This is a genomic window from Fodinicola acaciae, from assembly GCF_010993745.1.
Classification (GTDB): domain Bacteria; phylum Actinomycetota; class Actinomycetes; order Mycobacteriales; family HKI-0501; genus Fodinicola; species Fodinicola acaciae.
On the sequence record NZ_WOTN01000004.1, the window covers coordinates 317,846 to 344,842 of the forward strand.

Consider the following 26,997-nt stretch of genomic DNA (forward strand, 5'->3'; position numbering starts at 1 on the left):
GGCTGGCGCGCCGGACCCGTCTCGGCGCGCCAGCTCATCCCCCTCGATCACCACGACCAGGAGGAGACGACCGTGATTACCCCGCTTGACCTCACCGTCGCCGGCTGGGAGCTGGCCGCGCGCGGCTGGCCGGTTTTCATGCTCGGCCGGTCCAAGCGACCCGTCGCCAACTGCCCGGACTGCCGGCCCGGCGCCACCGACGGGCACGACCCGGAGCACTGCGACTGCCTGACCTGTCACGGCTTCTACGCCGCCACCGTCAACCCGGCCACGATTGCCGCCATCGTGCGCGCCGTACCCGGCGGCCAGCTGGCCGTACGGACCGGCACCCGCGCCGGCCTGGTGGTGGTCGACGTGGACCCCGCACACGGCGGCATGGCCAGCCTCACGCGGCTGATCGATACCGGCCTGGCCACACCGACCGCGCGCGTGATCACCGGAACCGGCGGCCACCACCTGTACTACCGCCACCCCGGACAGCCAGTGCTGTCCCGGCCGCTGCCTGGATATCCCGGCATCGACATCAAAGCCGATGGCGGCTACGTCGTGGCTCCGCCGTCCACGAATCGACGGACCGGCCGGTCATACACCTGGGTGACGGACGGTCGCGCGGTAGAGGAGATGCCCCCGCCGCTGATCTCCGCGTGCCTGAGCCAGCAGCGGCCAGAACCGACACTGAATGCCGCCTCAGATGTCGCGGTGCGCACCGTTGCGGCGGGGGGCATCTCTTACCCCGGCAGGCTGCTGGACAGCCACCTGGACGCCGTGCGCCGCGCACCGGTTGGCAAACGCCGTACGACGCTCTATGGCGCCGCGCGTGGCGTGGCCCGGATGGTCGCGGCCGGAGCGATCAGCCATACCGACGCCGTGGCCGCGCTGACCAAGGTAGGCCGGGAAGTCGAGCAGTCCGAGCGGGAGATCTGCGCGGCGATCGCCGGCGGATTCCGCGACGAGACGGCAGCGGCATGACCAGGGCCAGCTGCAAACGCGCGAGCGGTCTGGATTGGCGCGACCGCAGCCACTGGGGAGGCGGACGGACGTTGCCCTGCTGGCATTGCGGACGACCGGCGTTCTGCCGCGACGACACCGGCCGGCCGGCACACAAGACCTGCGCCGAGCAAATCACCAGCGACCTAACCGAACGGCGGGAGATCACCGCATGACCAAGACAACGACCGGCGTCGAAATGCTCGACGCCATTCGTACGGCCGTCACCCGGTACGTAGTGATGCCGAGTCCGGCGACCACCGATGCCGTCACACTGTGGATCGCCGCAACGCACGCTCAACCGGCCTGGGCTCACGCCCCGCGGCTTGTCATCCGTGGCCCGGAACGGCGCTGCGGAAAGTCCCGGCTGCTCGATGTCGTCGAGGCCCTGAGCCGCGACCCGCTGCTGACCGTCAACGCGTCCGCCGCTGCTGTTTATCGGTCCGTGAGCGTTGATCCGCCGGTCATCCTGGTCGATGAGGCTGACACGATTTTCGGTGCCAAGGCTGAGGGAAACGAAGACTTGCGGGGCCTGCTCAACGCTGGTCATCAGCGCAATCGGCCGGCCGTGCGGTACGACGCTGCGACCAATAGCGTGCAGCACCTGGAAACGTTCGCGATGGCCGCGCTCGCTGGCATCGGCCAGATGCCCGACACCATCGAAGACCGCGCCATCATCGTGCGGATGCGCCGCCGCGCGGCCGGTGAGGACGTGGCGACCTTCCGGTACAAGCGCGACCGCCAGCCGCTGCGCGCGTTCGCGACCAAACTGACCAACTGGCTGCGGGCCGACCTGAAAGCCCTTGAACGCATTGAGCCAGAAATGCCGATCGAAGACCGCGCCGCTGACACCTGGGAACCGCTGGTGATCGTCGCCGACCACGCCGGAGGGGACTGGCCGGAGCGTGCCCGTACGGCCGCCAAGACGCTCACGCAGCAGGCCAGCGACGACGGCCAGGTCTCTGACAGGGTGCGGCTGCTGGCCGATTGTCGTACCGCTTTTGGCGTCGACACGGCGCTTTCCACGGCCGCACTGCTGGATCGGCTCAAAGCCAACCCAGAAGCGCCATGGAGCGAGTACGGGCCGAACGGCCTGACCGCGATGCGGTTGGGAAACATCCTGCGCGAGTACGAGATTCGGTCCGGCAACATCCGGTTCCCGGACGGAAAACAGGCCAAGGGCTATCAGCGCGTCGACTTCAACGACGCCTGGAAACGGTACTGCCCCCGCGCGCTCGCAGCTGTTCCGGATGCCACTTCCGGAGGGGACGCCGTCCAAGCCGTCCCAGCATCATTTTCGCAGGTCAGGGCTGGGACGCCTTAAAACCGTGGGACGGCTAAGCCGTCCCAGCAAAACAAGCCGTCCCAGGGCTGACCTGCGGAAACGACCCTGGGACGGCTTGGACGGCACATCCCCTCAGACATCGCCAGATCGACTACTCATCAGCGGGAGATGACACATGTTTTCCGAGCAGCAGACCGGTCGTCGGATCGTCCTCACCGTCGAGGAGGCAGCCGAACAGCTTGGCATCGGCCGCACGCTGATGTACGCGCTCGTCAAGAGCGGCGAAGTGGAGTCAGTGAGCATCGGCCGGCTTCGCCGCATCCCCAACGACGCTCTCCATTCCTACGTCGATCGCATGCGCGGCATCATGAGCAACGCCGCTGGAAAGGTGGCGTGATCGATGGCAAACACCCGTCGCCCGAATGGCAGTTCAAGCATTTACCTCGGCAAGAATGGCAATTGGCACGGCCGCGTCACGGTCGGTGTGAAGGACAACGGAAAGCCTGACCGGCGGCATATCGAGCGCAAAACTCAGGCATCGGTCATCAAGGCTGTACGCCAGCTGGAGAAAGAGCGCGACGCCGGCCGCGTACGTAAGCCTGGAAAGCTGTGGACGGTCGCAGAATGGTTAACGCACTGGGTGGAGACAATCGCGGCAACGCACGTCCGCGAAAACACGCTGGCCGGATATCGCGTGGCTGTGAACATCCATTTGATTCCGGGAATCGGCGCGCACCGACTCGCGAAGCTGGAGCCGGAGCACCTTGAAAAGTTGTACGCGCGCATGATGAGGAACGGCAGCGCGGCCGGTACGGCACACCAGGCGCATCGAACGATTCGTACGGCGTTGAACGAGGCGATGCGGCGTGGACACGTCACGCGCAATGTCGCGACTCTCGCCAAGGCACCCCGGCCAGGTGACGTTGAAGTCGAGCCGTACTCGGTTGATGAAGTGAAACGCCTGCTTGAGGCGGCCGGCCGCGACCGGAACAGCGCTCGGTGGGCCGTGGCGCTGGCTCTCGGCCTGCGCCAGGGCGAAGCGCTCGGTTTGAAGTGGTCGGATGTCGACCTGGAAACGGGGACGTTGGTGGTACGGCGCGCTCGACAGCGTCCCCGCTGGAAGCACGGATGCGTCACGCCGTGCGGCAAGAAGTTCGGCGGCTACTGTCCCGATCGTCGGCCGCTCCGAACGGAGACGGCTGATACGAAGTCGCGCGCGGGTCGCCGGAGCATGGGCCTGCCGGACGCGTTGATAGCCCTTCTGCGTACCCATCGCGCGGAGCAGGAAGCAGAACGGGCCAAGGCAGGCCAGCTGTGGACTGAGGGAGGTTGGTTGTTCGCCACGCCGACCGGCGGCCCGCTGAATCCGCGCACCGACTGGTCGGACTGGAAGCGGCTGGTCGCGAGAGCCGGTCTGCGTGACGCGCGGCTGCATGATGCGAGGCACACGGCCGCGACCGTACTTCTCATCCTCGGCGTATCCGACCGGGCCGTGATGGGGATCATGGGCTGGTCGGATTCCGGCATGGCGAAGCGCTACCAGCACATCACCGCGCCAGTCCGACAGGACATCGCACGGCGGGTCGGCGCGATGCTCTGGAGCGTGGGCGAGAGCCCCGGAACTGAGACGGAGCGAGCCTCGTAGAGGCAAATGAGACGAAAACTGAGACGGAACGGCAAAACGCCGGTCACCCCCGTTGGGAGGTGACCGGCGTTTGTGCTGGTCAGTGGCGGTGGTGGTGGGATTTGAACCCACGGAGGGCGTGAACCCTCACACGCTTTCGAGGCGTGCTCCTTCGGCCGCTCGGACACACCACCGCCAAGAATGATACCGAGCGGCATGGCCTCGACTGCAGACAGGGGCCGGTGCTGGGATCATGGCGGCATGGCTGACCGCGGTCCGACCGAATGCTGGCTCACCGACATGGACGGCGTGCTCGTCCACGAAGGCGTCGCCGTGCCGGGTGCCGGCGAGTTTTTGCGGCTGTTGAGGGAGACCGAGCGGCGTTTCCTGGTGCTGACGAACAACTCGATCTACACGCCGCGCGATCTGCACGCCAGGCTGCAGCGGTCCGGCCTGGACGTGCCGGCGGACAACATCTACACGTCGGCGCTGGCGACGGCGCAGTTTCTGGACACACAGCGGCCGAATGGTACGGCGTTCGTGATCGGTGAGGCGGGGCTCACGACCGCCCTGCACGAGATCGGGTACGTGCTGACCGACACCGACCCGGACTACGTCGTGCTCGGCGAGACGCGGACATACAGCTTCTCGTCCATCACCCAGGCCATCCGCCTGATCGACAACGGGGCGCGGTTCATCGCGACCAACCCCGATCCGATCGGGCCGTCCAACGAGGGCTCACTGCCCGCCACCGGCTCGGTCGCCGCGCTGATCACCAAGGCGACCCGTGTCGAGCCGTACTTCGTCGGCAAGCCCAACCCGCTGATGATGCGCAGCGCGCTCAACACCGTGCAGGGCCACAGCGAGACGACCGCGATGATCGGCGACCGGATGGACACCGACGTGATCGCCGGCATCGAGGCGGGCCTGGAGACGATCCTGGTGCTCACCGGCGTCACCGCGAAAGCGGAGGTGGAACGCTTTCCCTATCGGCCGTCCCGGGTGATCGCCTCGATCGCCGACCTCATCGACGAGGTCAGACCTTAGGCTCCGGGATCGCCTCGCAGAAGGCGGTGACGGCCGAGACGAACTCGGTCGGGTCGGGTTGGTGGAGCAGCGGGCCGGCCTTGGGCAGCACGCGGAAGGTCGCGCCGGGGATGCCGAAGGCGAGCGCCTTTCCAGCACGTACGCCAGCGCGGTCGCGGCCGCCGGCAAGCACCAGCGTCGGCGCGGTGACCCGGACGAGCAGCGGACGGAAGTCGGCGGTGCCGATCTCGCGCCAGCCGGCCATCAGCGCGGCGCGCGGATAGCCGGGTCGGGTGAGCCGGCGGGTCGGAGTGGCGTGCATGACAGCCGTACGCATCCGATACGCGGCCGGGCTCGGCCGAGCGGTGGCGCTGGCCAGGATCAGGCCGCGTACGCGGTCAGGATGGTCGACGGCCAATTGCAGCGCCACCATCGCGCCGAGCGACAGGCCACAGACAAAAGCCGGACCGCGGTCGGTGCCGATCAGGTCGGCGACGAAACTCGCGGCGTCGTCGAAGCGAAACGGACCGCGCCCGCTGAAACCGCCGAACCCCGGCAACTCCGGTGCCACCACGTGAAAATCCCGGGTGAAGGCGTCGAGATTCCACATCTCGGGCCCGGAACCGAGGCTGGGGAGCAACACCAGCGTCGCGTTCGTCGGCTTGCCGCTCCTGATGACCTCGACCACTAGATGACAGTACGCCGTTTAGCGGTGGTCGCGGAAAAAGTCGCGCAGAGAGGCCGCACATTCGGCCTCAAGGACTCCGCCGACCACCTCGGGCCGGTGGTTGAGACGGCGGTCGCGTACGACGTCGAAGAGCGACCCGACCGCACCTGCTTTCGGGTCCCAGGCACCGAAAACCAGCCGCTCGACCCGCGCGAGTACGAGCGCGCCGGCGCACATCGTGCATGGCTCGAGGGTGACGACCAGCGTGCAGCCGGCCAGTCGCCAGCTGCCGAGCACGTCGGCAGCGCGCCGCATCGCGACGATCTCGGCGTGTGCGGTTGGATCACCAGTCGCTTCCCGTTCGTTGCCGGCAAAGGCGATCTCGGCGCCGGCCGCGTCGAAGACGACCGCGCCGATCGGTACGTCGCCGGTGGCCGATGCGCCGGCGCCGGCCGCCAGCGCGCGCCGCATCCGCTCCTCGTCCGCGGGCGAGATCACAGCGTCGCGTTGTCCCGCAGGTCCTCGTATTCCGAGCCGCAACCGGCGCGCTCGCACACGTCGGCGATCACGTCGCTGGGCAGCATGCCTTCGTGCGCGACCAACGCGAGCAGCTGGCTGGCGCTGGTGCCGAGGTCGGACAGCAGGCCAGGGTCGCCGACCGGCTCGCCGGCGCTGGCGGTGCCGCGACCACTCTCGGAGTCGTCGCCGCCATCTTCGTCGGAGTCGCCGCTGTCCCGCTCGGCGACCGCCGCGGCGGCGGCTGGACCGGTCGGCCGGTCGGGGTCGGCCTCGTCGAGGTCGTCGAGATCCTCGTCCTCGGCCTCCTCGTCGTCCAGCTCCTGGTCGAGCTCGTCGATCTCGTCCACGTCCTCGACCGCCTCGATGCCCGAGCCACGCGCCGGCGTACGCACCGGCTCCAGGTCGGCGAGCAGCGCCGCGCCGACCCGCGACAGCGACGCGAATGCCGCGTCACTGCCGAAAACCCGGAAATCGTCGTCCTGGTCGAGCCGGAGCACGGCGAGAAACTCGTCCTCGGACTCCACGAAAAGCAGAGCGGTGTCGGCGTCCGGCGCCGACTCGCGAAGCGCCTCGGCGGCTTCGTCGACATCCTCCACGTCGTCGAGGTCCAGCTCAGCGGCGGTCCAGTCCCCGTCCGTACGCGTCAGAGCAGCGGCGTAGTACGACACAGTTCTCCCTCAGTTCCTGCGGCCCGTACCAATTTAAAGGGGAACTTCGGTGCTCATCGGACCGGGCCCAAATCCACCGCGGTCGAGTATTCCGCGGCGAAGCCGAGCCGGTGCGCGATGGCCGACACCATCTCGTCGGCGTAGAGGTCGAGGTCGGCGAGGATGGCACCGAGCTCCAGGTCGTTGAGTCCGTAATCGGCGAGAATGCCGCGATCGCCGGCCGGCCACACGTCGCTGAGGTCCTCCGGCTGTTCCTCGCCGAGCAGGTCGAGCAGCTCCGCGGCGAGGTCGTAGTCGGCGGCGGCGGTCACGTCGGACAACAGGATCCGCGGCTGCTCACCGCTGCCTTCCCGCAGGATCGCGAAAAACTCGTCGTCCACGTTCACGATGACGAACGAGCTCGCCGCCGGGTTGCCTTCCGTGAGCGCGTCGATCAGACCGTCCAGGTCGTCGATCAACTCGTCGGAGAGACGCCGCACCGACCAGACACCTTCCGTACGCACCACGACGAGCGCGAAGCCCCCGAGCCCGTCGTCCGGTTCGGCCATGATCAGGCGATGCGCTTGCGCTGAGCGATGATCTCGCGCAGCCGGTCGACCCTGGCTCGCCGCTGCGCCACCCGCGCGCGCAGGGACTGCGCCTCCGCCATCTCGGCGAGCAGCTGCGCGCGCCGCCGGTGCCGCTCCGGGTCCAGTCGCTGCAAGCTCCAGGAGGGCATGGTGAAACCGGGCATGGAAAAACCCTGCCGAGAAGACTCGCCGCGGTCAAGCGATCGCGCGGATTTTCCCCGCCGGGGACTCATCTGTTCACCCACGTCGACACGATGAGTACGACCACCAATGCGGCCAGTGCGGATCCGGACATCAGCGCCGAACCCACCGCGACGCCGCGGTCACCCAACCGCAACAACAACCAGGCCGCCGCGCTCAGGATCGCGATGGTCACGGCGAGTCCGGCGGTCAGCGCGGTCGGGGTCCAGCTGATCGCGACCGTCTCCAGCACGTACAACAGCAGCGTGCCGCCGAAGCCGGCGGCCACCAGCCCGGCGCGGATCGGCCGGGTCTCGCGATAGCCCGGCGGCCGGTACGCGACCGCCGGATGGTGCTGCTGCGGAAAACTAGGATCCGCTGATTCGGACACCGAAAACCTCTCCACGGGGACCGTCGCAATGCACCGACACTAGCCCGGGGAGGGTCCCCCCTGGCACCGGTGCCGGCTGCAACGCGAGCACCCGCAGGTGGTCGGCGAACGACTCGGTCAGGCTGTCCAGCAGGTCCTTGCCCTTGTCCGGGGTGGCCTCCGACGATCGGCCGATGATGCCGCTCGGCGTGTAGCCCCGCATCCCGACGACCAGCAGGTGCGGCCGCTCGGCGGCGTGGTAGTCGCTGGTCAGGTACGTCGGCCGGACGTACTCCGGGCATTCGGCCATCAGCAGCGAGGTCTCCATCTCGCCGCCGTGCATGTCCTCGCCGTCGGTGGTGGTCAGGCCGGCGTATCGGCGGGCCGTCTCCCAGTCGGCGCGGCCGGGGAAGAGGCTGACGCAGGGGCCGTCCACGTTGGCCTCCTGGACCACGTTGGACAGCACGTAGTTGCCGCCGTGGCCGTTGACGATCACCAGCCGGCGGATGCCGGCCCTGGCCAGGCTGGCCCGTACGTCGTCGACGACGGCCATCAGGGTCTTCGCGGAAATGCTGACCGTGCCGGGGAAGCCCTCGTGCTCGTGCGAGCACGACATGGTGACCGGAGGAAGCAGGAACAGGCTGTGCGCCTTCGCGATCCGCTTGGCGATCAGGCACGCGACGATCGTGTCGGTCGCCAGTGGCAGATGATCGCCGTGCTGCTCGAAGCTGCCGACCGGCAGCACGGCTATCCGGGAATCGCGGCCGTACTCATCAGTCGACGTCGCTGTCGTGAAGAGGTCCACGGAGAATCTCCTGTCAGGTGTTCCCAGCTGTTACAACGCGGCGAGAGCGTGCTGTAGTCGCTGGGCCTCGCCGCGAGCACCGCCAGCGAGGAGAATGTCGTGGATCCGCCGCAACTGCTTCTCGGTGCGATGCGACCGCGTCTGCGCGGCGATGGCGATCGAGTGCTCGGCCACCGTCACCGCGTGCTCCGGCTCGTTGTCGCGCGCGTGCGCCACACCGAGCCGCGCCAGGCACAGCCCCAGGTCGCGCCGGAAGGTCGGCTGCCAGGCGGCCAGGCCCTCCTGCAGGGTGGAGATGGCCTTCTTCGGCTTGTTGAGCTCGACCCAACAGTGCGCCGCTTCCATCTCCAGGTATTCGGTGGTGCAGTAGTTGGCCAGATCCGACGACTCGTTGCTGGTGCCGGCCTCTTTGCCGTTCACCGCGTATCGGAACGCCTGCTCCAGGGCTCGCGCGCAGGCGTCGTGGTTGTTCTTCAGCGCGTGTGCGTACGCCTCCTGGCGCAACGCCACCGCGCGCACCTGCGGCGCCAGCACCTGCGGGGTCTGCAGTGCAGCCCGCGCGAGCGCGAGAGCCAGGTCGGGCTTGCGCGCGTCGCTGGCGATGTTGCTCTTACGCATCCGGATGTACGACGCGAGGTGCCGGTCGTTGGCCTCGTCGGCCATGTCCAGGGCACCGGAGGTCCACTGCATCGCCGACCGCAGGTCGCCGACGTCCTGGTAGAGCCAGCCGGCGAACTCGGCGAACCGCGCGCCGGCCTTGAGCAGGTCGACGCGGCCGCGGCCGACGGTGCCGTCCAGCAGCCGCTCGATGAACGCCACCTGCTGCGGCACCACGGCCAGCAGCGAGCGCGGACCGGCGATGTTGTCGGTCGTCGCGTACTGGCGCAGCGTGCCGAGCAGCGACTCGGCGAGTGCCGGCTCGGTGCGGCTGGCCGCCGCCGACACCATCGGACCGCCGGGCAGCGGGATCATCGTGCCGGCCTGCTGGTCCGGACGTTCCCTGGTCGGCTGGTCGTCGACGTCGAACCACAGCAGCTCGCTGGGGATCCGCAGGCAACGCGCGTAGTCGATCAGCTTGTCCAGCTCACGGACCCGGTTGTGACCGGTCTCGATCCGGCTCAGCTGGCCCTGGGTGATCCCCAGCCAACGGCACAGCCGGGCCTGCGAGAGCGGCCGCGGGCCGTGTGACGGATGGCGACGGTACGCGCGCACCACGACGCCCATGTCGCGGCTGGCGAGCGCGTCGCGCATCTGGTCGGTGGCCCAGAACTCCGGGCTCATCTCCGGCGCTCGCTGTCCTTGCGAGTTCTCCACCCGCGAGCACGGCGAGCAGCGTGCTTCACGGTTGTCATGCGCGAGGCGAGCGCCGCAACCGGCGCAATACCTTGCCGACACTTATCCCACCCCCCAAGGTGACCGGTCATCGGTTCGGTGGTGACCGGCGAGGCCCACGTTATCCTCGGGTTTTTCCGATATTCGCTACGCGCATAATACTTATTCTGCACGTGCAGATGCACGTTAACGGACAACTCGTATGCTTCTCGTCACGGCGGGTGTGGATGCCGTCACCCAGGGGGTAGATCCAGACGGGTACGGCCACACATCGGAGTGCACCCGCATGGGGAGGGGGACCAGGCGTGAACCTGTCGGGGGTAGTGCAGCAGTCGGAGTCCGAGGAACGGCCGCGCTCGCACGCGAAGGTCGCGAAGCAGCCGCCGCCAGGACCAGCGACAGGGCCGGCGACAGCCCCGCCGCGATGGCCGAACGGCCGGCCGACCAACCTGCCGGCAGCGGTCACCGTCGTCCCGTTGAACGTCGAAATCGCAGGTCCAAGGCCCGCACGATGAGCCGGCCGGGGACCATCACCAGGCCGACCGCCAGGTCCCGCACCGTCACCTTTCCGATCGCACCCGACGAGTTGCCGCGGCAGTTCGTGCTCTATCGGCACGCCGACGTGAGCGGCGTGTCCGGCATCGGCGTGGTCGCCTGGGGCACGGCGTACGCGGACGGCAAGGCGGTGACCCGGTGGCGCGGCATCACCAGCGGCATCGACCAGATCACCGTCTGGGACCACGTCGAGGACATCCTCGGCGTACACGGACATGACGGCGCGACCGAGCTGATCTACCTCGACACGCGCGATTAGCCGATTTCTGGCCGTAATGTGATCTCGACCGTGCGAACGCACGTGCAAACCGGTGCACGTGCGTTCGATGGACCGGCGGTCACCCGGCGTACGCGATTTCATCCGGTGCGCGCATAATCGCAGCTCCACCAGCAGCGACATCTGGTCAGAGAGATTTTCGCACGAGTTGCCGGCGCGCCGCCATGCGGCCGGCCGTACGCTTTGTCCCACTTGGTGTGAGGGGCAGGGATGGCCGAACGCATTCGCGACATCCGCGATGTCGCACGGGCCGCCGGCGTCTCGGTCGGCACGGTGTCCAACGTGCTCAACCGGCCGGACCTGGTCGCGCCGGCTACCCGGGAACGGGTCGAGCGGGTCATCGCGCGGTCCGGCTTCGTCCGCAACGCCTCCGCGCGGCAGCTGCGGCAGGGACGTACGCGCACGATCGGTCTGGTCGTGCACGACGTGATGAACCCGTTCTTCGCCGAGGTCGCGCGCGCTGCCGAGGACGCGGCGGTGGAGCGCGGATACCTTCTATACCTGTGCAACAGCGCCGGCTCCGCCGAGAAGGAGTCCGCCTACTTGCGCGCGCTGCTCGAGCAGCAGGTCAGCGGCGTGCTGCTGTCGCCGTTGCGCGAGATGCCGGACGTTGTGACGACGCTCCGGTCGCGCGGCACGCCGGTCGTACTCGTGGACAGGGCCAGCGATCGGCCGGACCAGTGCTCGACCGCGGTGGACGACGTGCACGGCGGCGATCTGGCCGCCAGCCATCTGCTCGCGGCGGGTTGTACGCGGATCGGCCTGGTGACCGGGCCGTGGACGACGCGGCAGTTCGCCGACCGGCGCGCCGGCGTACGGCGTGCGCTGCGGCGCGCGAAGCTGCCGGTGCGCGAGCACCTGCGCGAGGTGATCGTGCCGGAGATGATGACGCCGGCGGCCGGCGAGCGCGCGGCCGGTGAGCTGCTGACGAGTTGGACGCCGGATGGCATCTTCTGCGCCAACGACGTGCTGGCACTCGGTGTGCTGCGTGGCCTGCTGCATCACGGCGTACGCGTGCCGCGTGACGTGGCCGTCGTCGGCTATGACGACATCGAGCTGGCGTCGGCGGCACCGGTGTCGCTGACCTCCGTACGCCAGCCGACCGCCGAAGTGTCGCGGCGAGCCGGTGAGCTGCTGCTCGACGAGTGCGACCACCCGGCCGACCACCGGCACCAGCAGCTGGTCTTCAAGCCGGAACTGGTCGTACGAGAATCGACCCATGGCTGACGATCAGCGTTTTGGCCACAGGCCAAAGATCAGCGTGCTGGGGCTGGGATTGATCGGCGGGTCGCTGCTGCTGCGGTTGCGCGAGCTTGGTTATGAGGTCAGCGCGTACGACATCGACGCGCGTACGCGAGAAGCCGCGGGCGCGGCCGGCAGCGTGGCGGAGGCGGTCGATGGAGCCGCCATCGCGGTGGTCGCGGTGCCGCTGCCGGCGATGGAAGAGGTGTTGGCGCGGCTCGGCCACTTCGACGGCGTACTGACCGACGTGACCTCGGTGAAGCGACGGCCGGCCGAGTTGGTGGCGAAGGTGTTGCCAGAGGTTCGCTATGTCGGCGGCCATCCGATGTCCGGCACGGAGAGGTCCGGCTTCGCGGCGGCCGACCCGGGCCTGTTCACCGGTCGCGCGTGGGTCCTGTGCCTGGACGAAGGCACGAAGATCGACGACTGGCTCGCGCTGGCGGACGTATATACCGGTCTCGGCGCTCGCGTCGTGCCGGCGACCGCGGCCGAGCACGACGAAGTGGTCGCGGCGATCAGCCATCTGCCGCATCTCGTCGCCAACGGCATCGCGGTCGGCGCCGATGCGCCGCTCGCACTTGGCTTGGCGGCCGGGTCGTTTCGCGACGGTACGCGCGTGGCGGCAACGCGCGCGGAGCTGACCGCCGCGATGTGTGGTGGCAATTCGGAGGCATTGGCGGCTCGGCTGGATGCGCTGATCGCGGAGTTGTCCGAGGCACGGCGGCTGCTCGACGCGCCGGATCCGATCGCCGCGCTGACGCCGTGGCTGGCCCGCGGCCAACGCGTACGCGCCGACTGGCCGCCAGCAGCCGGTGACGAGCGGACCGAGGCGGCGACCGCCGAGGGTTTGCTGGCCCTCGGCCGGGAGGGTGGTTGGGTGACCGCCGTGTTGAGTACGGTGGCCGATAACGGACAGTCGGTGTCGACCGTCCGGCCCGTTGGCCGATGATGCGCAGGTCAGCCGCACGACCCCGAAACGGTGATCGTCACCTGATGGGAGATGCTTTGCACGTGCGTACTTTCGACACCTCAAACGGCACTGGGATCGACGCCTTCGCACCTGTCGAAGGCTGGTCCTTCATCAGCGGCATCGAGCCTCGCGACGGTGGTGTCCGTACGGACGACGCCGGCACGGTGACCGGTCCGATGACCCTGCGCACCGAGGTGTTGCCCGACGGCGAGGCGGTGCTCTACGTGCAGCCGCTCGGCTATGAGCACTGGCATCCGGTGACCGGCGGCCACTACCACTGGGCCGAGATCCCCGCCGCCGGCAGCCCACGGCTGGCCGAGCGGTGCGCCGAGCAGGTGCACGTCGCGGCGACACGGCTGCTGTCCACCGGCTGCACCGACGCGTCGTCGCTACGCTTGCACTGATGACCGAACCGCGCGATGCGCTCGCAGACCTGAAGCGCATCGCGTTTCTGCTCGAGAAGGCCGGCGAGTCGACGTATCGCGTCCGGGCCTTCCGGTCCGCCGCGACCGCGATCGCCGGGCGTACGGACCTGGCCGAGCGTGCCGCGAACGGCACGCTGAAGGAGATCAAAGGCGTCGGCGAGGTGACCGCGCGGTGCATCGCCGAGTCGGTGGCCGGCGAGGAGCCGGTCTACCTGCGCCGGATGGAGGCCACCGGCGGCGAGCCGGTCGCTGCCGGCGGAGAGCGCATCCGCGCCGCGCTGCGCGGTGACTGCCACAGCCACACCGACGCCTCCGACGGCGGCTCGCCGCTGACCGAGATGGTGATCGCGGCGGTCGAGCTCGGCCACGAGTATCTGGTCGTCACCGACCACTCGCCGCGGCTGAAGGTGGCCAACGGCCTGTCCGCCGAGCGGTTGCGCAAGCAGCTCGACCAGATCGCCAAGGTCAACGAGGCGGTCGCGCCGTTTCGCGTACTGACCGGGATCGAGGTCGACATCAACGAGGACGGCACGCTCGACCAGGAGGAAGAGTTGCTGGCCGAGCTCGATGTCGTCGTGGCCTCGGTGCACAGCAAGCTGCGGATGCCGGCAGACGAGATGACGCCGCGGATGCTCGCCGCGGTGTCCAATCCGCACGTCGACATCCTCGGCCACTGCACTGGCCGGCAGGTGAAGGGCAAGAGCCGGCCGGAGTCGCAGTTCGACGCGAAGCAGGTCTTCGCGGCCTGCGCCGACGCGGGTGTCGCGGTGGAGATCAACTGCCGGCCGGACCGGCTGGACCCGCCGAAGCGGCTGCTCCGGCTGGCGATCGAGGCCGGCTGCCTGATGTCGATCGACTCCGACGCGCACGCGCCGGGACAGCTGGACTGGCAGCCGTACGGTTGCGAGCGCGCGGCGCTCAGCGGCGCGCCGGTGGAGCGGATCGTGAACACCTGGCCGGTCGACGACCTGCTGGCCTGGAGCCGCGAGCGCCGCCTGCCGGCCTGAGCGCCTGATGACCGCATGGCCACCATGCGTGCGTCCAGCGCACGCATGGTGGCCATCCGACCAGCTCGATCGTTTGGTGGGGTCGGCGATAATAAGAAGGTGTCCATGCGGTTCGGCGTGCTCGGCGACCTCGCCGCCACCACCGGCGATGGTGAGCCGATCGCGCTCGGTCCACGCAAGCAGCGGCTGACCCTCGCCGTGTTGCTGGCCAAGGCCAACCAGGTCGTGCCGGTCGACCAGCTGATCGACGCCGTCTGGGGTGCCACCCCTCCGAAGACCGCCGGCAAGAACCTCCAGGTGTACGTGCATCACCTGCGCCAGCTGATGGACGATCCGGCGCGGATCAGCCGCGAGCCGACCGGCTATCGGCTGCGCGTCGACCCCGGTGAGCTCGACGCCGACCGGTTCACCGAGCTGGTCGGCGAAGGCCGGCCGCGCGAAGCGCTGAGCCTGTGGCGCGGCGAGCCGTACGCCGGCCTGCACAACGTCGAGGAGCTGAAGGCCGCCGCCGACCAGCTGACCGACCGCCGGCTGGCCGCGATTGAGAGCCGCGTCGACGCCGATCTCGCGGGCAATCTCGCGGGCACTGCCGGACTCGTCGACGAGCTCACCGACCTGGTCGAGAAGTGGCCGTGGCGAGAGCGGTTCGTCGGTCAACTGATGCGCGCGCTGCACCGCGCCGGCCGGCAGGCCGACGCACTGGCCGTGTACGAGCGCGGCCGCGCGGCGATGGCCGACCGGCTCGGCATCGACCCGAGTCCACAGCTGCGCCGGATCGAGCGCGAGGTGCGCGCCGGCGCGTACGTCCCGGTGCCGGCGCAGCTGCCGGCCGACGTCGCCGGTTTCGCCGGCCGGCACGAGCATCTCGACGCCGACCACCGGATCATCGCCATCAGCGGTCCGGCCGGCGTCGGCAAGACCGCGCTGGCGATCCGCATCGGCCACCGGCTGCGGCCGAGCTGTCCAGACGGCCAGCTCTACGTCAACCTGGCCGGCGCGCACGGCCGTCCCGGCGACCCGACCGCCGTACTCGCCGGATTCCTCCGCGCGCTCGGCACACCGTCTGCGGCCATCCCGGACAGCCTCGGCGAGCGGACCGCCCTCTATCGCGAGCTGCTGGCCGGCCGCCGGCTGCTCGTCGTGCTCGACAACGCCGCCGACCAACGCCAGATCGAGCCGCTGCTGCCGGACAACGACACCTGTCGGGTCGTCATCACCAGCCGGGTGCGGCTGCCGGTCGGCCACCAGATCGACCTGCGGCCGCTGGAGCTGGCCGACAGCCTCGACCTGATCCACCGGATGGTCGGCGACCGCGAGGACGCCGAGGCGGCGCGCGAGCTGGCCGAGCTGTGCGGCGGCCTGCCACTCGCGCTGAAGGTCGCCGGCGCCAAGCTGGTCACGCGTACGCACTGGACGCTGCGCGAACTGGTCGACCGGCTCGGCGACGAGCACCGGCGGCTCGACGAGCTGCGCTATCGCCAGCTGGAGGTGCGCGCCAGCTTCGCGCTCAGCTACCAGGGCCTGACCGAGCCGGCCGCGCGGCTGTTCCGCCTGCTCGGCCTGCTGGACAGTCCGGACGTGGCCGGCTGGGTCGCCGCGGCGCTGCTGGACTGCGCGATCGCGGACGCCGAGCCGCTGCTGGCCGAGCTGGTCGACACGCAGCTGCTGGAGTCAGCCGGCCGCGATGCCGCAGGCCAGCACCGCTATCGCTTCCACGACCTCCTCCGCGTGTACGCGCGCGAACGCGTGCGTACGGAGGAGGAAGCAGCGGAGCGTACGGCCTCACTGGCACGTGCGTTCGGCGCCTGGCTGACCCTGCTCGACCGCGCGCATGCGGCCGTCTTCGGTCGTGGCCAGCAGACATACGCGGCCCGCTGGTCGCCACCGGACGGCTGGCCCGAGCTGCTGCTGGACGCCTCGCTGGCCTGGCCGGACTCCGAGCGCGCCAACCTGATGGCCGCCGTACGGCAGGCGGCCGACCAGGCCGAGCTGGCCGACTTCAGCTGGGAACTGGCGGCGTTGGCGATCGAGGAGTTCTCCGCACTGGACGAGGGTGAGGACTGGCGCGACGCCGGCGCGTACGCACTGGCCGCCCTGATCCGGCTCGGTCACTCACGCGGCCAGGCCGCGGTCGGCCTGCAGCTCGGCGCACTGCACGCGGGTCGCCGGCGATATGCCGAGGCGGTCGCCGAGATCGATCGCGCACATGAGCTGTTCACCGAGATCGGCGACGGCCACGGCGTCGGACTCGCGCTGCGGCACCGCGGCATCATGGCGATGGCCGCCGGAGACCTGCACGGGTCGTGGGATCTGCTGCAGGAGGCACGCGCGCTGCTGAGCGAGAGTGGTGACCTCGGCGCGGAGGCGCACGCGCTCGTTTACCTTGGCCGCATCGCCGCCGCACGCGGCGAAGTCGAGGTCGCACTGCGTACGTTTGCCGAGTCCACCGAGCTGGCTCGGCGCGCGCCGGCGGAGAAACTGTTCTACGAGGCCACGTTCTGGACCGGCCAGACGCTGCTGTCCTACGGCCGGCCGGGAGCCGCCGAGACGCTGCACACCGCGGCCGACCAGCTGCTCGCGCTCGGCGCACGGGTCGCCGACGCGTATGGCCTGCTGGCGCGGGGCGACGCCTGCCGAGCCGCCGGCCGGCTGGCCGAGAGCAACACCTTCTTCGCCGAGTGCCTGACTGTCGCGCGGCAGAACCGCGACCGGCTCATGCAGGCTCGCGCGCTGGCCCGGATGGCACAGCTGGCCGTACGACGTGGCCGCGGCGCGAAGGCCGTCGACCTGGTCGAGCAGTGCCTGCCGCTGGTCGAACACGGCTGTCCACCACTCGACCACGCGCAGCTGCTCGACGCGGCCGGCGACGCGCACCACGCGGCCGGCTCGGCCACGAAAGCGGCCGCGTACTGGCGGCGCAGCGCCGACCTGCTGGCCGCGCTCGGCCTGGCCGACGCCGACCGGATCGCGGCCAAGCTGTCCGCGGCTGCGAGTTGAATCACGGACTATCCCCGGCGTTTCGTGGGTTGCCCTCAACAACGGGTGACTTTCTCGCCTGTTTGTCCATTTTCCCGCACCGTCCCAGGACGCGCGTGGCCAGCACGCCTGGTAGGAACGATGCGGTAGCAAAACGTTAAGGGGAGACCGGCAGATGGCTGAACAGGCACAGATCGGGGTGACCGGACTGGCGGTCATGGGCCGCAACCTGGCCCGCAACCTCGCCAGACACGGACACGCGGTGGCTCTGCACAACCGCAGCCAGGCCCGCACCGACGCGCTGGTCGCCGAGCACGGAGACGAAGGCACGTTCGTCCCGTCGACCTCGATGCAGGAGTTCGTGGCGTCGCTGGAGCGGCCCCGCCGGGTGATCATCATGGTCAAGGCAGGCGGCCCGACCGACGCGGTGATCGAGGAGCTGGCGCCGCTGATGGAGCCGGGCGACGTGATCGTCGACGGCGGCAACGCGCTGTTCACCGACACGCGCCGGCGCGAGGCCGAGCTGCGCAAGGCCGACCTGCACTTCGTCGGCACCGGCATCTCCGGTGGTGAGGAAGGCGCGCTGCACGGTCCGAGCATCATGCCCGGCGGCTCGGCGCAGGCGTACGAGTCGCTCGGCCCGCTGCTGGAGTCGATCGCCGCCAATGTGGACGGCACGCCGTGCTGCACGCACGTCGGCCCGGACGGCGCCGGCCACTTCGTGAAGATGGTGCACAACGGCATCGAGTACGCCGACATGCAGCTCATCGGCGAGTCGTACGACCTGCTGCGCAACGGCCTTGGCATGGCGCCCGGCGACATCGCCAACGTCTTCCGGCAGTGGAACTCCGGCGATCTGGAGTCGTATCTGGTGGAGATCACCGCCGAGGTGCTCGGCCACGCCGACCACGACACCGGCAAGCCGCTGGTCGACGTGATCACCGACGCCGCCGAGCAGAAAGGCACCGGTCGCTGGACCGTGCAGTCCGCGCTCGACCTCGGCGTACCGGTCACCGGCATCGCCGAGGCGGTGTTCGCTCGCGCGCTGTCCGGCCACGCCGAGCAGCGGGTCGCCGCCCGCGAGCTGCCGGGGCCGTCCGGCAACTGGGGGCTGTCCAACTCCGACGCCTTCATCGCCGACGTCCGCAACGCCTTGTACGCCTCCAAGGTCGTCGCGTACGCGCAGGGCTTCGACCAGATCCGCGCTGGCTCCGAGGCGTACGCCTGGAACGTCAACCTCGGCGCGATGGCGACGATCTGGCGCGGCGGCTGCATCATCCGCGCGCGCTTCCTCGACCGGATCCGTGAGGCGTACGACAAACGTGGCGACCTGCCGTCGCTGCTGGTCGACGACTACTTCACCGAGGCCGTCGGCCAGGCGCAGGCGTCGTGGCGCCGGGTCGTGGCCGGCGCCGCGCAGTACGGCGTGCCAGTGCCAGGCTTCGCGTCCGCTCTGTCCTACTACGACGGTCTGCGCGCGCAGCGGCTGCCGGCGGCACTGACGCAGGGCCTGCGCGACTTCTTCGGCGCGCACACCTACCGGCGCACGGACAAGGACGGCACCTTCCACACGCTGTGGGCCGAGGAGGGTCGCCCGGAGGTCTCCACCGACTGATTTTCTTGTCGGCAGCGGACGCAATCGGATTCCGATTGCGTCCGCTGATGCCCGCTGACCTGCGGTTGCGCGTACGCAGGTTGCAATCGGACACCCGTATGTCCCCGGCTGGGTTAGGGTGGCCGTCCAGGACCGTAACGGCATGTTTCCTGCCTGACCTCACTACCCGACTGGGATGCGCCTGATGAGCCTCGACACCTGGTGGATCGGCCCGACCGCGCCACGTAGCATCGCCGACATCACCGCACGGCACGCGGAGAAGATCCCGGACAAGGTGGTGATCCAGCGCCGTGTCGAGCGCAGCTGGCAGCCGGTCACCGCGAAGCAGTTCCACGCCGAGGTCGTCCAGGTCGCCAAGGGCCTGATCGCGCGCGGGGTGACGCCAGGTGAGCGGGTCGCGCTGATGGCCAAGACGCGATACGAGTGGACGCTGTGCGACGCGGCGATCCTGGCGGCAGGCGCGGTGACCGTGCCGGTCTACGAGACCTCCTCGGCCGACCAGCTGGAGTGGATCCTCGGCGACTCCGGCGCGGTCGCCGCGATCGTGGAAACCCCCGGCCACGACCGGCGGCTGGCCGGCCTCACCGACAAGCTGCCTGAGCTGCGCGACCACTGGGTGATCGACGGTAAGGACGAGGGCCACACGCTGGCCAGCCTCATCGAGGCCGGAAAGGACGTCGACGACGCGGAGCTGGAGCAGCGGCGCGACGGGATGAGCCGCGACACGCTCGCGACGATCATCTACACCTCCGGCACCACCGGCAGGCCGAAGGGCTGCGAGCTCACCCACGGCAACTTCCTGGCCGAGATCATCAGCGCGGTCGAATGTCTGCCGGAGCTGTTCGAAGGCGACGACGCCAGTACGCTGCTGTTCCTTCCGCTCGCGCACGTGTTCGGCCGGATGATCCAGATGGCCGTACTCATGTCCGCCGCCAAGCTGGCGCACAGCGACGTCGGCCGACTGACGGTCGACCTGCAGCCGGTCAAGCCGACCTTCGTCCTGGCCGTGCCGCGGGTCTTCGAGCGCGTGTACGACCGTGCGCGCAGCCGCGCCGCGTCCGGTGGCCGGGAGAAGATCTTCGACCAGGCGGTGAACACCGCGATCGAATACAGCAAGGCGCTGGAAACCGGACGGCCGGGCCTGGTGTTGTCCGGCAAACGCGCGGTCTTCGACAAGCTGGTCTTCAGCAAGCTGCGCGAGGCGATGGGTGGCCAGGTCAGGTGGGCCGTGTCCGGCGGCTCGGCGCTCGGCGAGCGGCTGGCGCATTTCTTCCGCGGCGCCGGCGTGACCGTGCTGGAAGGCTATGGCCTCACCGAGACGACCGCGGCCGCCGCGGTCAACACGCGCGCCGGCACCAAAATCGGTACGGTCGGCCGCGCATTGCCTGGATTCGAAATCAAAATCGCTGACGATGGCGAGATTTTGCTGCGGGGTGGCCACGTTTTCCATCGCTACTGGAACAACGAGGCAGCCACCAAGGAAGCGCTGACCGACGACGGTTGGTTTCGCACCGGTGACCTGGGCTCGCTGGACTCCGAGGGTTATCTGCGGATCACCGGCCGGAAGAAGGAAATCATCGTCACCGCGGCCGGCAAGAACGTCTCGCCCGGTCCGCTCGAGGACATCGTCCGCTCGCATCCGCTGATCAGCCAGGCGATGGTGGTCGGCGACGGACGTAACGCGGTGGCGGCGCTGATCACCCTCGACGCCGAGTCGGTGCCGCAGTGGCTGGAGAGCAAGGGCCGCGACAAGAAGACCCCGATCGCCGACCTGGTCGAGGATCCGGACGTGCTGGCCGAGATCCGCAAGCCGATCGACGCCGCCAACGCCACCGTGTCGGCCGCGGAGAAGATCAGTCGCTTTCGCATCCTGACGGTGGACTTCACCGAGGAGGCCGGGCACATCACGCCGTCGCTGAAGCTCAAGCGCGCGGTGATCACGCGCGACTTCGCCGACGAGATCGAGGCCTTGTACGCGCGTAAAGGCTCCGCCTCGCGCGCCGAATAACCCTCTCGCGAGGGTGACGTTTGACGGCCGCCGCGCCGGCGCCGACCGCCAAACGGCATCCTCGGCAGGGGGTCAGCCGCAGAGTTGGTGCTGGACGAGGGTGTCGACCGCGTCCTCGACCGCCTTACCTTCCTGCAGGGTCGTGGCGGTCTGCGCCGACATGGAGACGACGACACTTCGGCGACCGTCGGCGGAGACGGCCGTACGGGTCTTGTAGCCGACCTGGTCGCCGGCCGGAGCCCAGTACGACCCGCCGCAGGTCAGCGGCCGGACGAACACACCGAGGGCGTAGCGGACGCCAGGCCACAGCCAGCTGACGTCCTTGTCGACGGTGACCGTGCGGTCCATCTCGGCAAGCAGCCGCGGCGACAGCAGTTTGCCGCCGCGCAACGCGCGGATGAAGGTCTCCAGGTCGGCTGTGGTCGACAGCAGGCCACCGGAGGCGTCCGCGTCGACGATCCTGGTCACGTCGACCACCGGCTCACCGACCGCGAAGCGCTGATAGCCGTGCGCGTGCGGACCGGGGATTTCCGGAGAATAGCCAGGAAAACTGGTGTGCTTCAGGTGCAGCGGCCGGACGATCCGGCGATCCACCTCGACATGCCATGGCCGGCCGGTCACCTTGCCGATGATCATGCCGAGCAGGGCATAGCCGGTGTTGGAATAGCTCCAACCGGTGACCGGCGGGTGTTTCATCGCACCGCGTACGATTTCCTCGGGCGTGTGCATGTCGAAGCGGTGCTCGCGAAACTCCTGCTCCGTGGTGAGGTCCGGATAGTTCCCGTCGTAGATGCCGGCGGTGTGATAAAGCAGCTGTCGCACGGTGATCCGCGTGCCGTCGTTGCCGTTTCCGGTGACGACGCCAGGCAGCCATCGCGCCACCTTGTCCTCCAACGACATCCGGTGCTCGCCGGCCAGTTGGAGCACCACGGTGGCGACGAACGTCTTGTTGGTGCTGCCGATCCGGAACCGGCCGTTGGGCGGCACCGGCTGGCCGGTCGCCACGTTGCCGACCCCGCTGGTCACGTTTTGCCGGTGGCCGCCGACGTACGACCTGGCCTGGATGCCGGTGATTCCGAGCGCGTGCAACGCATCCGCGTCATGCTGCAACGTCGTCTTGTCTGCCGCCGCGGCGGTCAACGGCAGCAGGCACAGGGCGGCCGCCACGGCTATCGTCTTTCGTATCACCAAAACTCCGATCTTCGAGGACATCCCCTCGGACCCTGCCAACCGGCCGCCGCCGGCACGACCGGCTCAGCTATCGAGTTTTGGTACGGCTGGCCCTACCTGGGCCGCAGATCGACGGTCCTGGACAGCCGCAGGCAGTGCGGCCGGAAGCCGACCGCCGGCCAGAACCGCGACGCGAGCAGGTTGGTGGTCCGCCAGTCGGTCGCCATGCCGGTCTCGCCGCGCTCGACCGCGTCCGCCAGCGCGGCCCGTGTCACCGCGAGCCCGACGCCAACGGCTCCGCCTCGGCCTCCGCCGCCCAGACGATGACGAGCCCGACCGCCCGGCCATCCCGCCGGCCGAGAAAATACCGCGCACTGTTCTCGTTCAGATTTTTGCTGTGTACGACGGGCAACCGGTCGTAATAGTCGTCCGACCGGCGCATGAACACCGGCGACTCGTGCAGATGCCCCGGCAGCGCACGCAGCAGCGGCAACACCTCGTCGAGGTCCTCTGGACCGGCGGCGGTGACGCGCAGGCCTGGCACCGGCCGCGCCGGCGGCAGCGTTTTCAGCGCGTGCATGCCATATTCGGCCTGGTGCCCGAAGGTCAGCCGCTGGAAGGTGGCGACGATTCCGGCGCGCACAAGGGAACGTGCACGGCGTGGGTGGTTTCGCCGGCGGCCACCCATTTCGCGGCCGCCGCCGCGTACGCCCGCACCAAGCCTTCCGGGTCGCCCGCGGCGCAGAACGGTGGCGACCACCTGCCGTACGGGAGTCGGCTCGCCGCCAGCACGGCGACCACCGCACCCTTTCGAGTCGTGACCCAGCATTCCCCCTGCTGGCGGAGGATCTCCAGCGCACCCACGGGATCGTCGGGCGCGGACGACAACAGCGGCTCCGCTCGCCGCGCGCGTGCGTGCAGCTCGGCGACCAACATGGCGGCCGCTGGCAAATCCTCGTCGGTCCCCCGTCGTACGCGCATGCCCGGACGTTAGGCCGCCGCGGCGTGGCCGTCGACCTTATTTCATGCCGGTGGTGGAGGTGGACAGCGACCGCGGATCCCGCCGCCGCCAGCCGCCGCGCTCGACCGTGGCGAGAAACCGGTCGACGGCCGCGTTGAACAGCTCTGGCTCCTCCAGGTTGGCGGTGTGGCCGGTCCGCGGCAAAATCTGCAGGCCGGCGGTCGGGATCGTCCGTTTCAGCATGAGATCCGCCTCCAGGCAACCCTCGTCCTCGTCGCCGACTAGGACAAGCACCGGTGTCTCGATCGCCGCCAGTTGTGCTTGCAGCGCATACAAAGACGGCCGCGCGGACTGCACTCCGCGCATCGTGAGTGCTGAGCCGGCGGACGAATGCTCGGCCAGTTGCGCGGCAAACTCGGCCCATCCGCGCGGATTCTTGTTCTGGAACTGCACACGCGCCGGTCCGAGCGCATATCGCTTCGCGACCTCGGTCGCACCTTCGGCCTCGAACGCGGCGGCGGTTGCCTCGCATTCGGCGCGAAACGCGCCCTGCCGGTCCGGATGGGCGCCATAGCCGGCGCCGGCGACGACCGCGCCGCGTACGCGGTCAGGATGCCGCAACACCAGGTGCAGAGCCGCGAAACCTCCCATCGACAATCCGACGACGTGAGTTTCCGTGATATCCAACGCATCCAGGACCGCGACCGCGTCGGCGACCGCGCGCTCCTGCGAGTACGCGGCCGGATCCGCCGGCACGTCCGACGGCGGATAACCACGCGCGGCGTACGTGACACATCGGTAACTACCCGAAAAATGCCGCACCTGCGGCTCCCAGCTTCGGTGGTCGCCGGCGAACTCGTGAATGAACAGGATCGGCTCGCCAGATCCGGTCTGCTCGACGTGCAACCGCACTCCGTCATTCGTGGTGATTGCCGGCATATCGCCTGCCCCTCTCGGCGCGACCATTGAAATATGGTATACCAACTGATATACCAGAGCCTTCCCAGCACGCGGGAGGTGGATCGGTGAAAACCGGTGACCAGATCGTCCAGGAGCTGCCGTGGCGGTGGCGGACCCAGGGAATGATCTTCCTGGTCGGCGGCCTCGGATTCATGTTCGACGCGTGGGATGTGACGCTCAACGGCTTCCTCATCCCCCTGGTGTCGGCGCAGTGGTCGCTGACCAAACCGGAGGCCTCCTGGGTCGGCACGGCCAACCTGATCGGCATGGCGGTCGGTGCGTTCGGCTGGGGTGGCATCGCCGACATCATCGGCCGGAAACGCGCGTTCAGCCTGACTTTGCTGATGTTCTCGGTGTTTTCCGTGCTCGGTGCACTGTCGCCGAGTTTCCTGGTGTTCTGTGTCTTCCGGTTCTTCGCCGGCGTCGGCCTCGGCGGCTGCATTCCGGTCGACTACGCGCTGGTCGGTGAGTTCACGCCGGCGAAGGTACGCGGCCGCGTGCTCACCGCGATGGACGTGTGGTGGCCGATCGGCGCCACGCTGTGCGGTGTGGTCTCCACGGCTTTGCTTGCCGTGACAGCGATCGACAGCTGGCGGCTGATGCTGCTGGTGATGGTTTTGCCGGCACTGTTGCTGTTCTGGATCCGGCTGTCGGTGCCGGAGTCCCCGCTCTATCTGATCCGCCGCGGCCGTGAGGCCGAAGCGCGTACGATCATCGAGAAACTCGTCGCACGGACCGGCGCCACGGTCGAGCCATGGACGTTGCCTGACGCGCGGAGCGCGCCACGGCTGTCGATGTTCAGTGTGGTCAAACAACTTCGCGACCTCTGGCGGTTCAACGCAGGTGTCACGGCTGTCTCGTGGGCCTTGTTCCTCACGGTTTTCCTGCTTTACTACGGCGCGCTGACCTGGCTGCCGACGATCCTGAAGACCGAGGGTTACGGCAATTACGCGGCATTCATGGTGACCACGTTGATGACCGCGGTCGGCATCGTCGGCGTGCTGGTCTCGGCCTGGCTGGTGGACGCGGTCGGCCGGAAATGGGTGATCGGCCTGAGCGGACCGGTCGCCGCGTTGGCGCTGGTGTTTTTCGCCGTACAGCTGGAGATGCCGACCGCGGCGAAGATCTGGATCGGCGCTTTTGGCTTCATCATCGAGCTGACCATCCCGGCCCTTTACGCATACGTGTCGGAGCTCTATCCGACCGAGCTGCGCGCGAGTGGCTTCGGCTGGGCCTCCACGGTCAGCCGGGTCGGCGCCGGTTTCGTGCCGCTGATCTTCGGCTCGCTGCTGTGGCCGGTCCTCGGACTGCCGCTGACCTTCGTCGCGATCGCCGTGATCGTCACCGCGGCATCGGTCGCGATGGCTTTCCTGACACCGGAAACCCGCGGCCGCGAGCTCGACCAGATCGAGTCCGAACGTACGCCCTCAGGGGTTGCGATGTGAGGTCACCAGCTGGTCGATCGCCCGGCCGAGCCGGCCATATTTTTCGGTGTATTCCACCGGTTGGGTGCCCGGTGGATCGGCTGGCCGGTCCGCGTCGACAAACCGCGAGCCGAGATTGCTGAGCACGACGACGATGTAATGCCGGCCGGGTTTTCCCGGCAGCGAATGGACGATCCCGGCGTCGCCGCCGGCGCGTGCGACCAGGCCGGTCTTGTGTGCGAAGGTCACCTCGGCGGTTTCGTTGCACGGCCGTACGTCCCGGCCGAAGTCGCGGCCACCGACGTTGTCCATCTTTCCGGTCGACGGGTTGATCCAGCGCGACGGCGTGCGCTGGGGGATGCCCGGCGCCGGATACTCTCGGCCGCACCAGTTGGTCGTGGACAGCACCTGGTTGAGGCCCTGGTTTCCCAGCTCGGACAGGAAAAACGCGCGTGAGCTGTCGGAGAGCACGGCCTTGCCGACCGGTTTTCCGTCCGGTGCGGTCCAGTAGGTGCCGGGTCCGCCGTTGACGATCATCAGCAGCTTGGCGGTGTCGAGCGAGCTCATGTTGGACCCGGTCAGTCCCGGCACCTCGTGCAGCGTCGGCATCCCGAGTGCGGCGAAGTCGCGGTCCAGCGCCTTGCGGTCGACCAGCAGCTGGATCAGCGCGCAGGTCGACTCGTTGCTGGAGATCGTGATCATCTCGTCGAAAAACCGGCGCACAGTCTTGGTTTCCGGCCCGCCACACCGATCTCGGAAGGTCGGCGCCGTGTATCGGTAGGTGTCGTCGAGTGTCAGCCTGCCTTGGTCGACCAACCGCAGCACGGCGAAGCCGACCATGAGTTTCTGCACCGACGCGGGATATGGCGTCATGAAGTCGATCGGCGCGTTCTGCCGGCCCGCAAGCACGTCCTTGGTGCCTTGTCCGGCATGCGCATCCCATTGCTGTTCGTCGAAATATCGCCAGCGGACCGTGCCAGCGGTCAGGTTCTGGTCCATTGGTACGGCGACGCCGGCCGGATATTTGGGGCTGAACAACACATCCGCGGCCGCCAGCGCCTGACCTGTCGAGCTCAGCTCGATGACCGCCAGGTCGAGGTTTGGCGGCTGGTGGATCTTTCCTCGCGGCACTCCGGACGGTGGCGTCGTGTCGACCACGTCCCCGAATTTCTGCGCGCGTACGGCCTGAAGAAGCTCTTCGGCCAACCGGTTGTCGTTGCGTATGAGGCTCGTCGTCGCCTTCGGCGTCGCGCTGGCCCTGGTGCCACCTGGGCTCGGCGAGCCGCAGGCGGCCAGCACCACCGCTAACGCGGCGACCACCGCCGCACCCCCGTGTCGTATGTTCCGCACGGTGACACCGTACGCGCTGGTGGCG

At 68.9% G+C, this 26,997-nt stretch carries 28 protein-coding genes and 1 tRNA gene; 14 read left to right on the top strand and 15 right to left on the bottom strand.

Going from position 1 to position 26,997, the window contains the following annotated elements:
• Window positions 1–72 precede the first annotated feature (72 nt).
• From GNX95_RS36830 to GNX95_RS36845, 4 genes are all read left to right on the top strand, one after another.
• The gene (locus GNX95_RS36830) at window positions 73–969 is read left to right on the top strand and encodes a bifunctional DNA primase/polymerase (protein WP_222854230.1); all 897 of its coding nucleotides are present in this window, start codon (window positions 73–75) and stop codon (window positions 967–969) included.
• A gap of 217 nt (window positions 970–1,186) precedes the next feature.
• Window positions 1,187–2,311 carry a DUF3631 domain-containing protein gene (locus GNX95_RS36835; RefSeq protein WP_222854231.1) on the top strand — a complete coding sequence of 375 codons (1,125 nt, stop codon included), beginning with the start codon at window positions 1,187–1,189 and terminating at the stop codon, window positions 2,309–2,311.
• A 136-nt stretch (window positions 2,312–2,447) separates the two neighbouring features.
• Window positions 2,448–2,669 carry an excisionase family DNA-binding protein gene (locus tag GNX95_RS36840; protein WP_163512422.1) on the top strand — a complete coding sequence of 74 codons (222 nt, stop codon included), beginning with the start codon at window positions 2,448–2,450 and terminating at the stop codon, window positions 2,667–2,669.
• 3 nt (window positions 2,670–2,672) lie between these two features.
• Complete coding sequence (locus GNX95_RS36845) at window positions 2,673–3,917, top strand: tyrosine-type recombinase/integrase (RefSeq protein ID WP_163512423.1); 1,245 nt, start codon at window positions 2,673–2,675, stop codon at window positions 3,915–3,917.
• Window positions 3,918–4,000: 83 nt separating this feature from the next.
• On the opposite strand, the gene GNX95_RS36850 is transcribed toward GNX95_RS36845, so the two are convergent.
• Window positions 4,001–4,090, bottom strand: a tRNA-Ser gene (locus tag GNX95_RS36850).
• A 67-nt stretch (window positions 4,091–4,157) separates the two neighbouring features.
• Here GNX95_RS36850 and GNX95_RS36855 point away from each other — a divergent pair.
• Window positions 4,158–4,943 (top strand): HAD-IIA family hydrolase, encoded by a 786-nt coding sequence (locus tag GNX95_RS36855; protein WP_163512424.1) that lies wholly within the window; start codon window positions 4,158–4,160, stop codon window positions 4,941–4,943.
• Here the strand turns inward: GNX95_RS36855 and GNX95_RS36860 are convergent.
• The 8 genes from GNX95_RS36860 to GNX95_RS36895 all read right to left on the bottom strand — a co-directional run bounded on the left by GNX95_RS36860 (window position 4,933) and on the right by GNX95_RS36895 (window position 9,981).
• On the bottom strand, window positions 4,933–5,610 hold the full coding sequence (locus GNX95_RS36860; RefSeq protein ID WP_163512425.1) for an alpha/beta fold hydrolase: 678 nt from the start codon (window positions 5,608–5,610) through the stop codon (window positions 4,933–4,935). The two genes, GNX95_RS36855 and GNX95_RS36860, sit on opposite strands and share 11 nt — an antisense overlap.
• Before the next feature lie 18 nt (window positions 5,611–5,628).
• Window positions 5,629–6,060, bottom strand: coding sequence for a nucleoside deaminase (locus GNX95_RS36865; protein WP_163513775.1), 432 nt, complete (start codon window positions 6,058–6,060; stop codon window positions 5,629–5,631).
• A gap of 23 nt (window positions 6,061–6,083) precedes the next feature.
• Window positions 6,084–6,776, bottom strand: a complete 693-nt coding sequence (locus GNX95_RS36870) for a tRNA adenosine deaminase-associated protein (RefSeq protein ID WP_163512426.1) — start codon at window positions 6,774–6,776, stop codon at window positions 6,084–6,086.
• 53 nt (window positions 6,777–6,829) lie between these two features.
• Window positions 6,830–7,324, bottom strand: a complete 495-nt coding sequence (locus GNX95_RS36875) for a tRNA adenosine deaminase-associated protein (protein WP_163512427.1) — start codon at window positions 7,322–7,324, stop codon at window positions 6,830–6,832.
• Window positions 7,325–7,326: 2 nt separating this feature from the next.
• On the bottom strand, window positions 7,327–7,509 hold the full coding sequence (locus tag GNX95_RS36880; RefSeq protein WP_187369783.1) for a hypothetical protein: 183 nt from the start codon (window positions 7,507–7,509) through the stop codon (window positions 7,327–7,329).
• Between the two features lie 65 nt (window positions 7,510–7,574).
• Window positions 7,575–7,916, bottom strand: a complete 342-nt coding sequence (locus GNX95_RS36885; protein ID WP_187369758.1) for a hypothetical protein — start codon at window positions 7,914–7,916, stop codon at window positions 7,575–7,577.
• Window positions 7,894–8,700, bottom strand: a complete 807-nt coding sequence (locus GNX95_RS36890; RefSeq protein WP_163512429.1) for a creatininase family protein — start codon at window positions 8,698–8,700, stop codon at window positions 7,894–7,896. Before GNX95_RS36890 ends, GNX95_RS36885 begins: the two co-directional genes overlap by 23 nt.
• A 30-nt stretch (window positions 8,701–8,730) precedes the next feature.
• Entirely contained in the window at window positions 8,731–9,981 is a 1,251-nt protein-coding gene (locus GNX95_RS36895; protein WP_163512430.1) for a helix-turn-helix domain-containing protein, read from the bottom strand.
• 562 nt (window positions 9,982–10,543) lie between these two features.
• Between GNX95_RS36895 and GNX95_RS36900 the strand changes: the two genes are divergently transcribed.
• From GNX95_RS36900 to GNX95_RS36935, 8 genes are all read left to right on the top strand, one after another.
• Window positions 10,544–10,846, top strand: coding sequence for a hypothetical protein (locus GNX95_RS36900; protein ID WP_222854232.1), 303 nt, complete (start codon window positions 10,544–10,546; stop codon window positions 10,844–10,846).
• A gap of 228 nt (window positions 10,847–11,074) precedes the next feature.
• Complete coding sequence (locus tag GNX95_RS36905) at window positions 11,075–12,091, top strand: LacI family DNA-binding transcriptional regulator (RefSeq protein ID WP_163512431.1); 1,017 nt, start codon at window positions 11,075–11,077, stop codon at window positions 12,089–12,091.
• Entirely contained in the window at window positions 12,084–13,055 is a 972-nt protein-coding gene (locus tag GNX95_RS36910; protein WP_163512432.1) for a prephenate dehydrogenase, read from the top strand. Before GNX95_RS36905 ends, GNX95_RS36910 begins: the two co-directional genes overlap by 8 nt.
• A gap of 62 nt (window positions 13,056–13,117) precedes the next feature.
• A complete protein-coding gene (locus GNX95_RS36915; RefSeq protein WP_163512433.1) occupies window positions 13,118–13,480 on the top strand; it encodes a hypothetical protein in 363 nt (120 codons plus the stop codon).
• Window positions 13,480–14,508, top strand: a complete 1,029-nt coding sequence (locus GNX95_RS36920) for a PHP domain-containing protein (protein WP_163512434.1) — start codon at window positions 13,480–13,482, stop codon at window positions 14,506–14,508. Before GNX95_RS36915 ends, GNX95_RS36920 begins: the two co-directional genes overlap by 1 nt.
• Window positions 14,509–14,613: 105 nt before the next feature.
• Window positions 14,614–17,505 carry an AfsR/SARP family transcriptional regulator gene (locus GNX95_RS36925; RefSeq protein ID WP_246281947.1) on the top strand — a complete coding sequence of 964 codons (2,892 nt, stop codon included), beginning with the start codon at window positions 14,614–14,616 and terminating at the stop codon, window positions 17,503–17,505.
• A gap of 154 nt (window positions 17,506–17,659) precedes the next feature.
• Window positions 17,660–19,099: an NADP-dependent phosphogluconate dehydrogenase gene (gene gndA, locus GNX95_RS36930; RefSeq protein ID WP_163512436.1), complete on the top strand. Its 1,440-nt coding sequence runs from the start codon at window positions 17,660–17,662 to the stop codon at window positions 19,097–19,099.
• 184 nt (window positions 19,100–19,283) lie between these two features.
• Window positions 19,284–21,107, top strand: a complete 1,824-nt coding sequence (locus GNX95_RS36935) for an AMP-dependent synthetase/ligase (protein WP_222854233.1) — start codon at window positions 19,284–19,286, stop codon at window positions 21,105–21,107.
• Between the two features lie 72 nt (window positions 21,108–21,179).
• Here the strand turns inward: GNX95_RS36935 and GNX95_RS36940 are convergent, their stop codons facing one another.
• The 5 genes from GNX95_RS36940 to GNX95_RS36960 all read right to left on the bottom strand — a co-directional run bounded on the left by GNX95_RS36940 (window position 21,180) and on the right by GNX95_RS36960 (window position 24,177).
• A complete protein-coding gene (locus GNX95_RS36940; RefSeq protein ID WP_163512438.1) occupies window positions 21,180–22,319 on the bottom strand; it encodes a serine hydrolase domain-containing protein in 1,140 nt (379 codons plus the stop codon).
• Window positions 22,320–22,390: 71 nt separating this feature from the next.
• Entirely contained in the window at window positions 22,391–22,552 is a 162-nt protein-coding gene (locus GNX95_RS36945) for a hypothetical protein (RefSeq protein WP_163512439.1), read from the bottom strand.
• Entirely contained in the window at window positions 22,549–22,920 is a 372-nt protein-coding gene (locus GNX95_RS36950; RefSeq protein WP_163512440.1) for a hypothetical protein, read from the bottom strand. Before GNX95_RS36950 ends, GNX95_RS36945 begins: the two co-directional genes overlap by 4 nt.
• On the bottom strand, window positions 22,884–23,258 hold the full coding sequence (locus GNX95_RS36955) for a hypothetical protein (protein ID WP_163512441.1): 375 nt from the start codon (window positions 23,256–23,258) through the stop codon (window positions 22,884–22,886). The genes GNX95_RS36950 and GNX95_RS36955 overlap by 37 nt, the downstream gene beginning before the upstream one ends.
• Window positions 23,259–23,295: 37 nt before the next feature.
• Window positions 23,296–24,177 carry an alpha/beta fold hydrolase gene (locus GNX95_RS36960; RefSeq protein WP_163512442.1) on the bottom strand — a complete coding sequence of 294 codons (882 nt, stop codon included), beginning with the start codon at window positions 24,175–24,177 and terminating at the stop codon, window positions 23,296–23,298.
• A gap of 86 nt (window positions 24,178–24,263) precedes the next feature.
• Between GNX95_RS36960 and GNX95_RS36965 the strand changes: the two genes are divergently transcribed.
• Window positions 24,264–25,643: an MFS transporter gene (locus tag GNX95_RS36965; protein ID WP_163512443.1), complete on the top strand. Its 1,380-nt coding sequence runs from the start codon at window positions 24,264–24,266 to the stop codon at window positions 25,641–25,643.
• Here GNX95_RS36965 and GNX95_RS36970 read toward each other — a convergent pair.
• Window positions 25,626–26,972, bottom strand: a complete 1,347-nt coding sequence (locus tag GNX95_RS36970) for a serine hydrolase (protein ID WP_163512444.1) — start codon at window positions 26,970–26,972, stop codon at window positions 25,626–25,628. The two genes, GNX95_RS36965 and GNX95_RS36970, sit on opposite strands and share 18 nt — an antisense overlap.
• Window positions 26,973–26,997 lie beyond the last annotated feature (25 nt).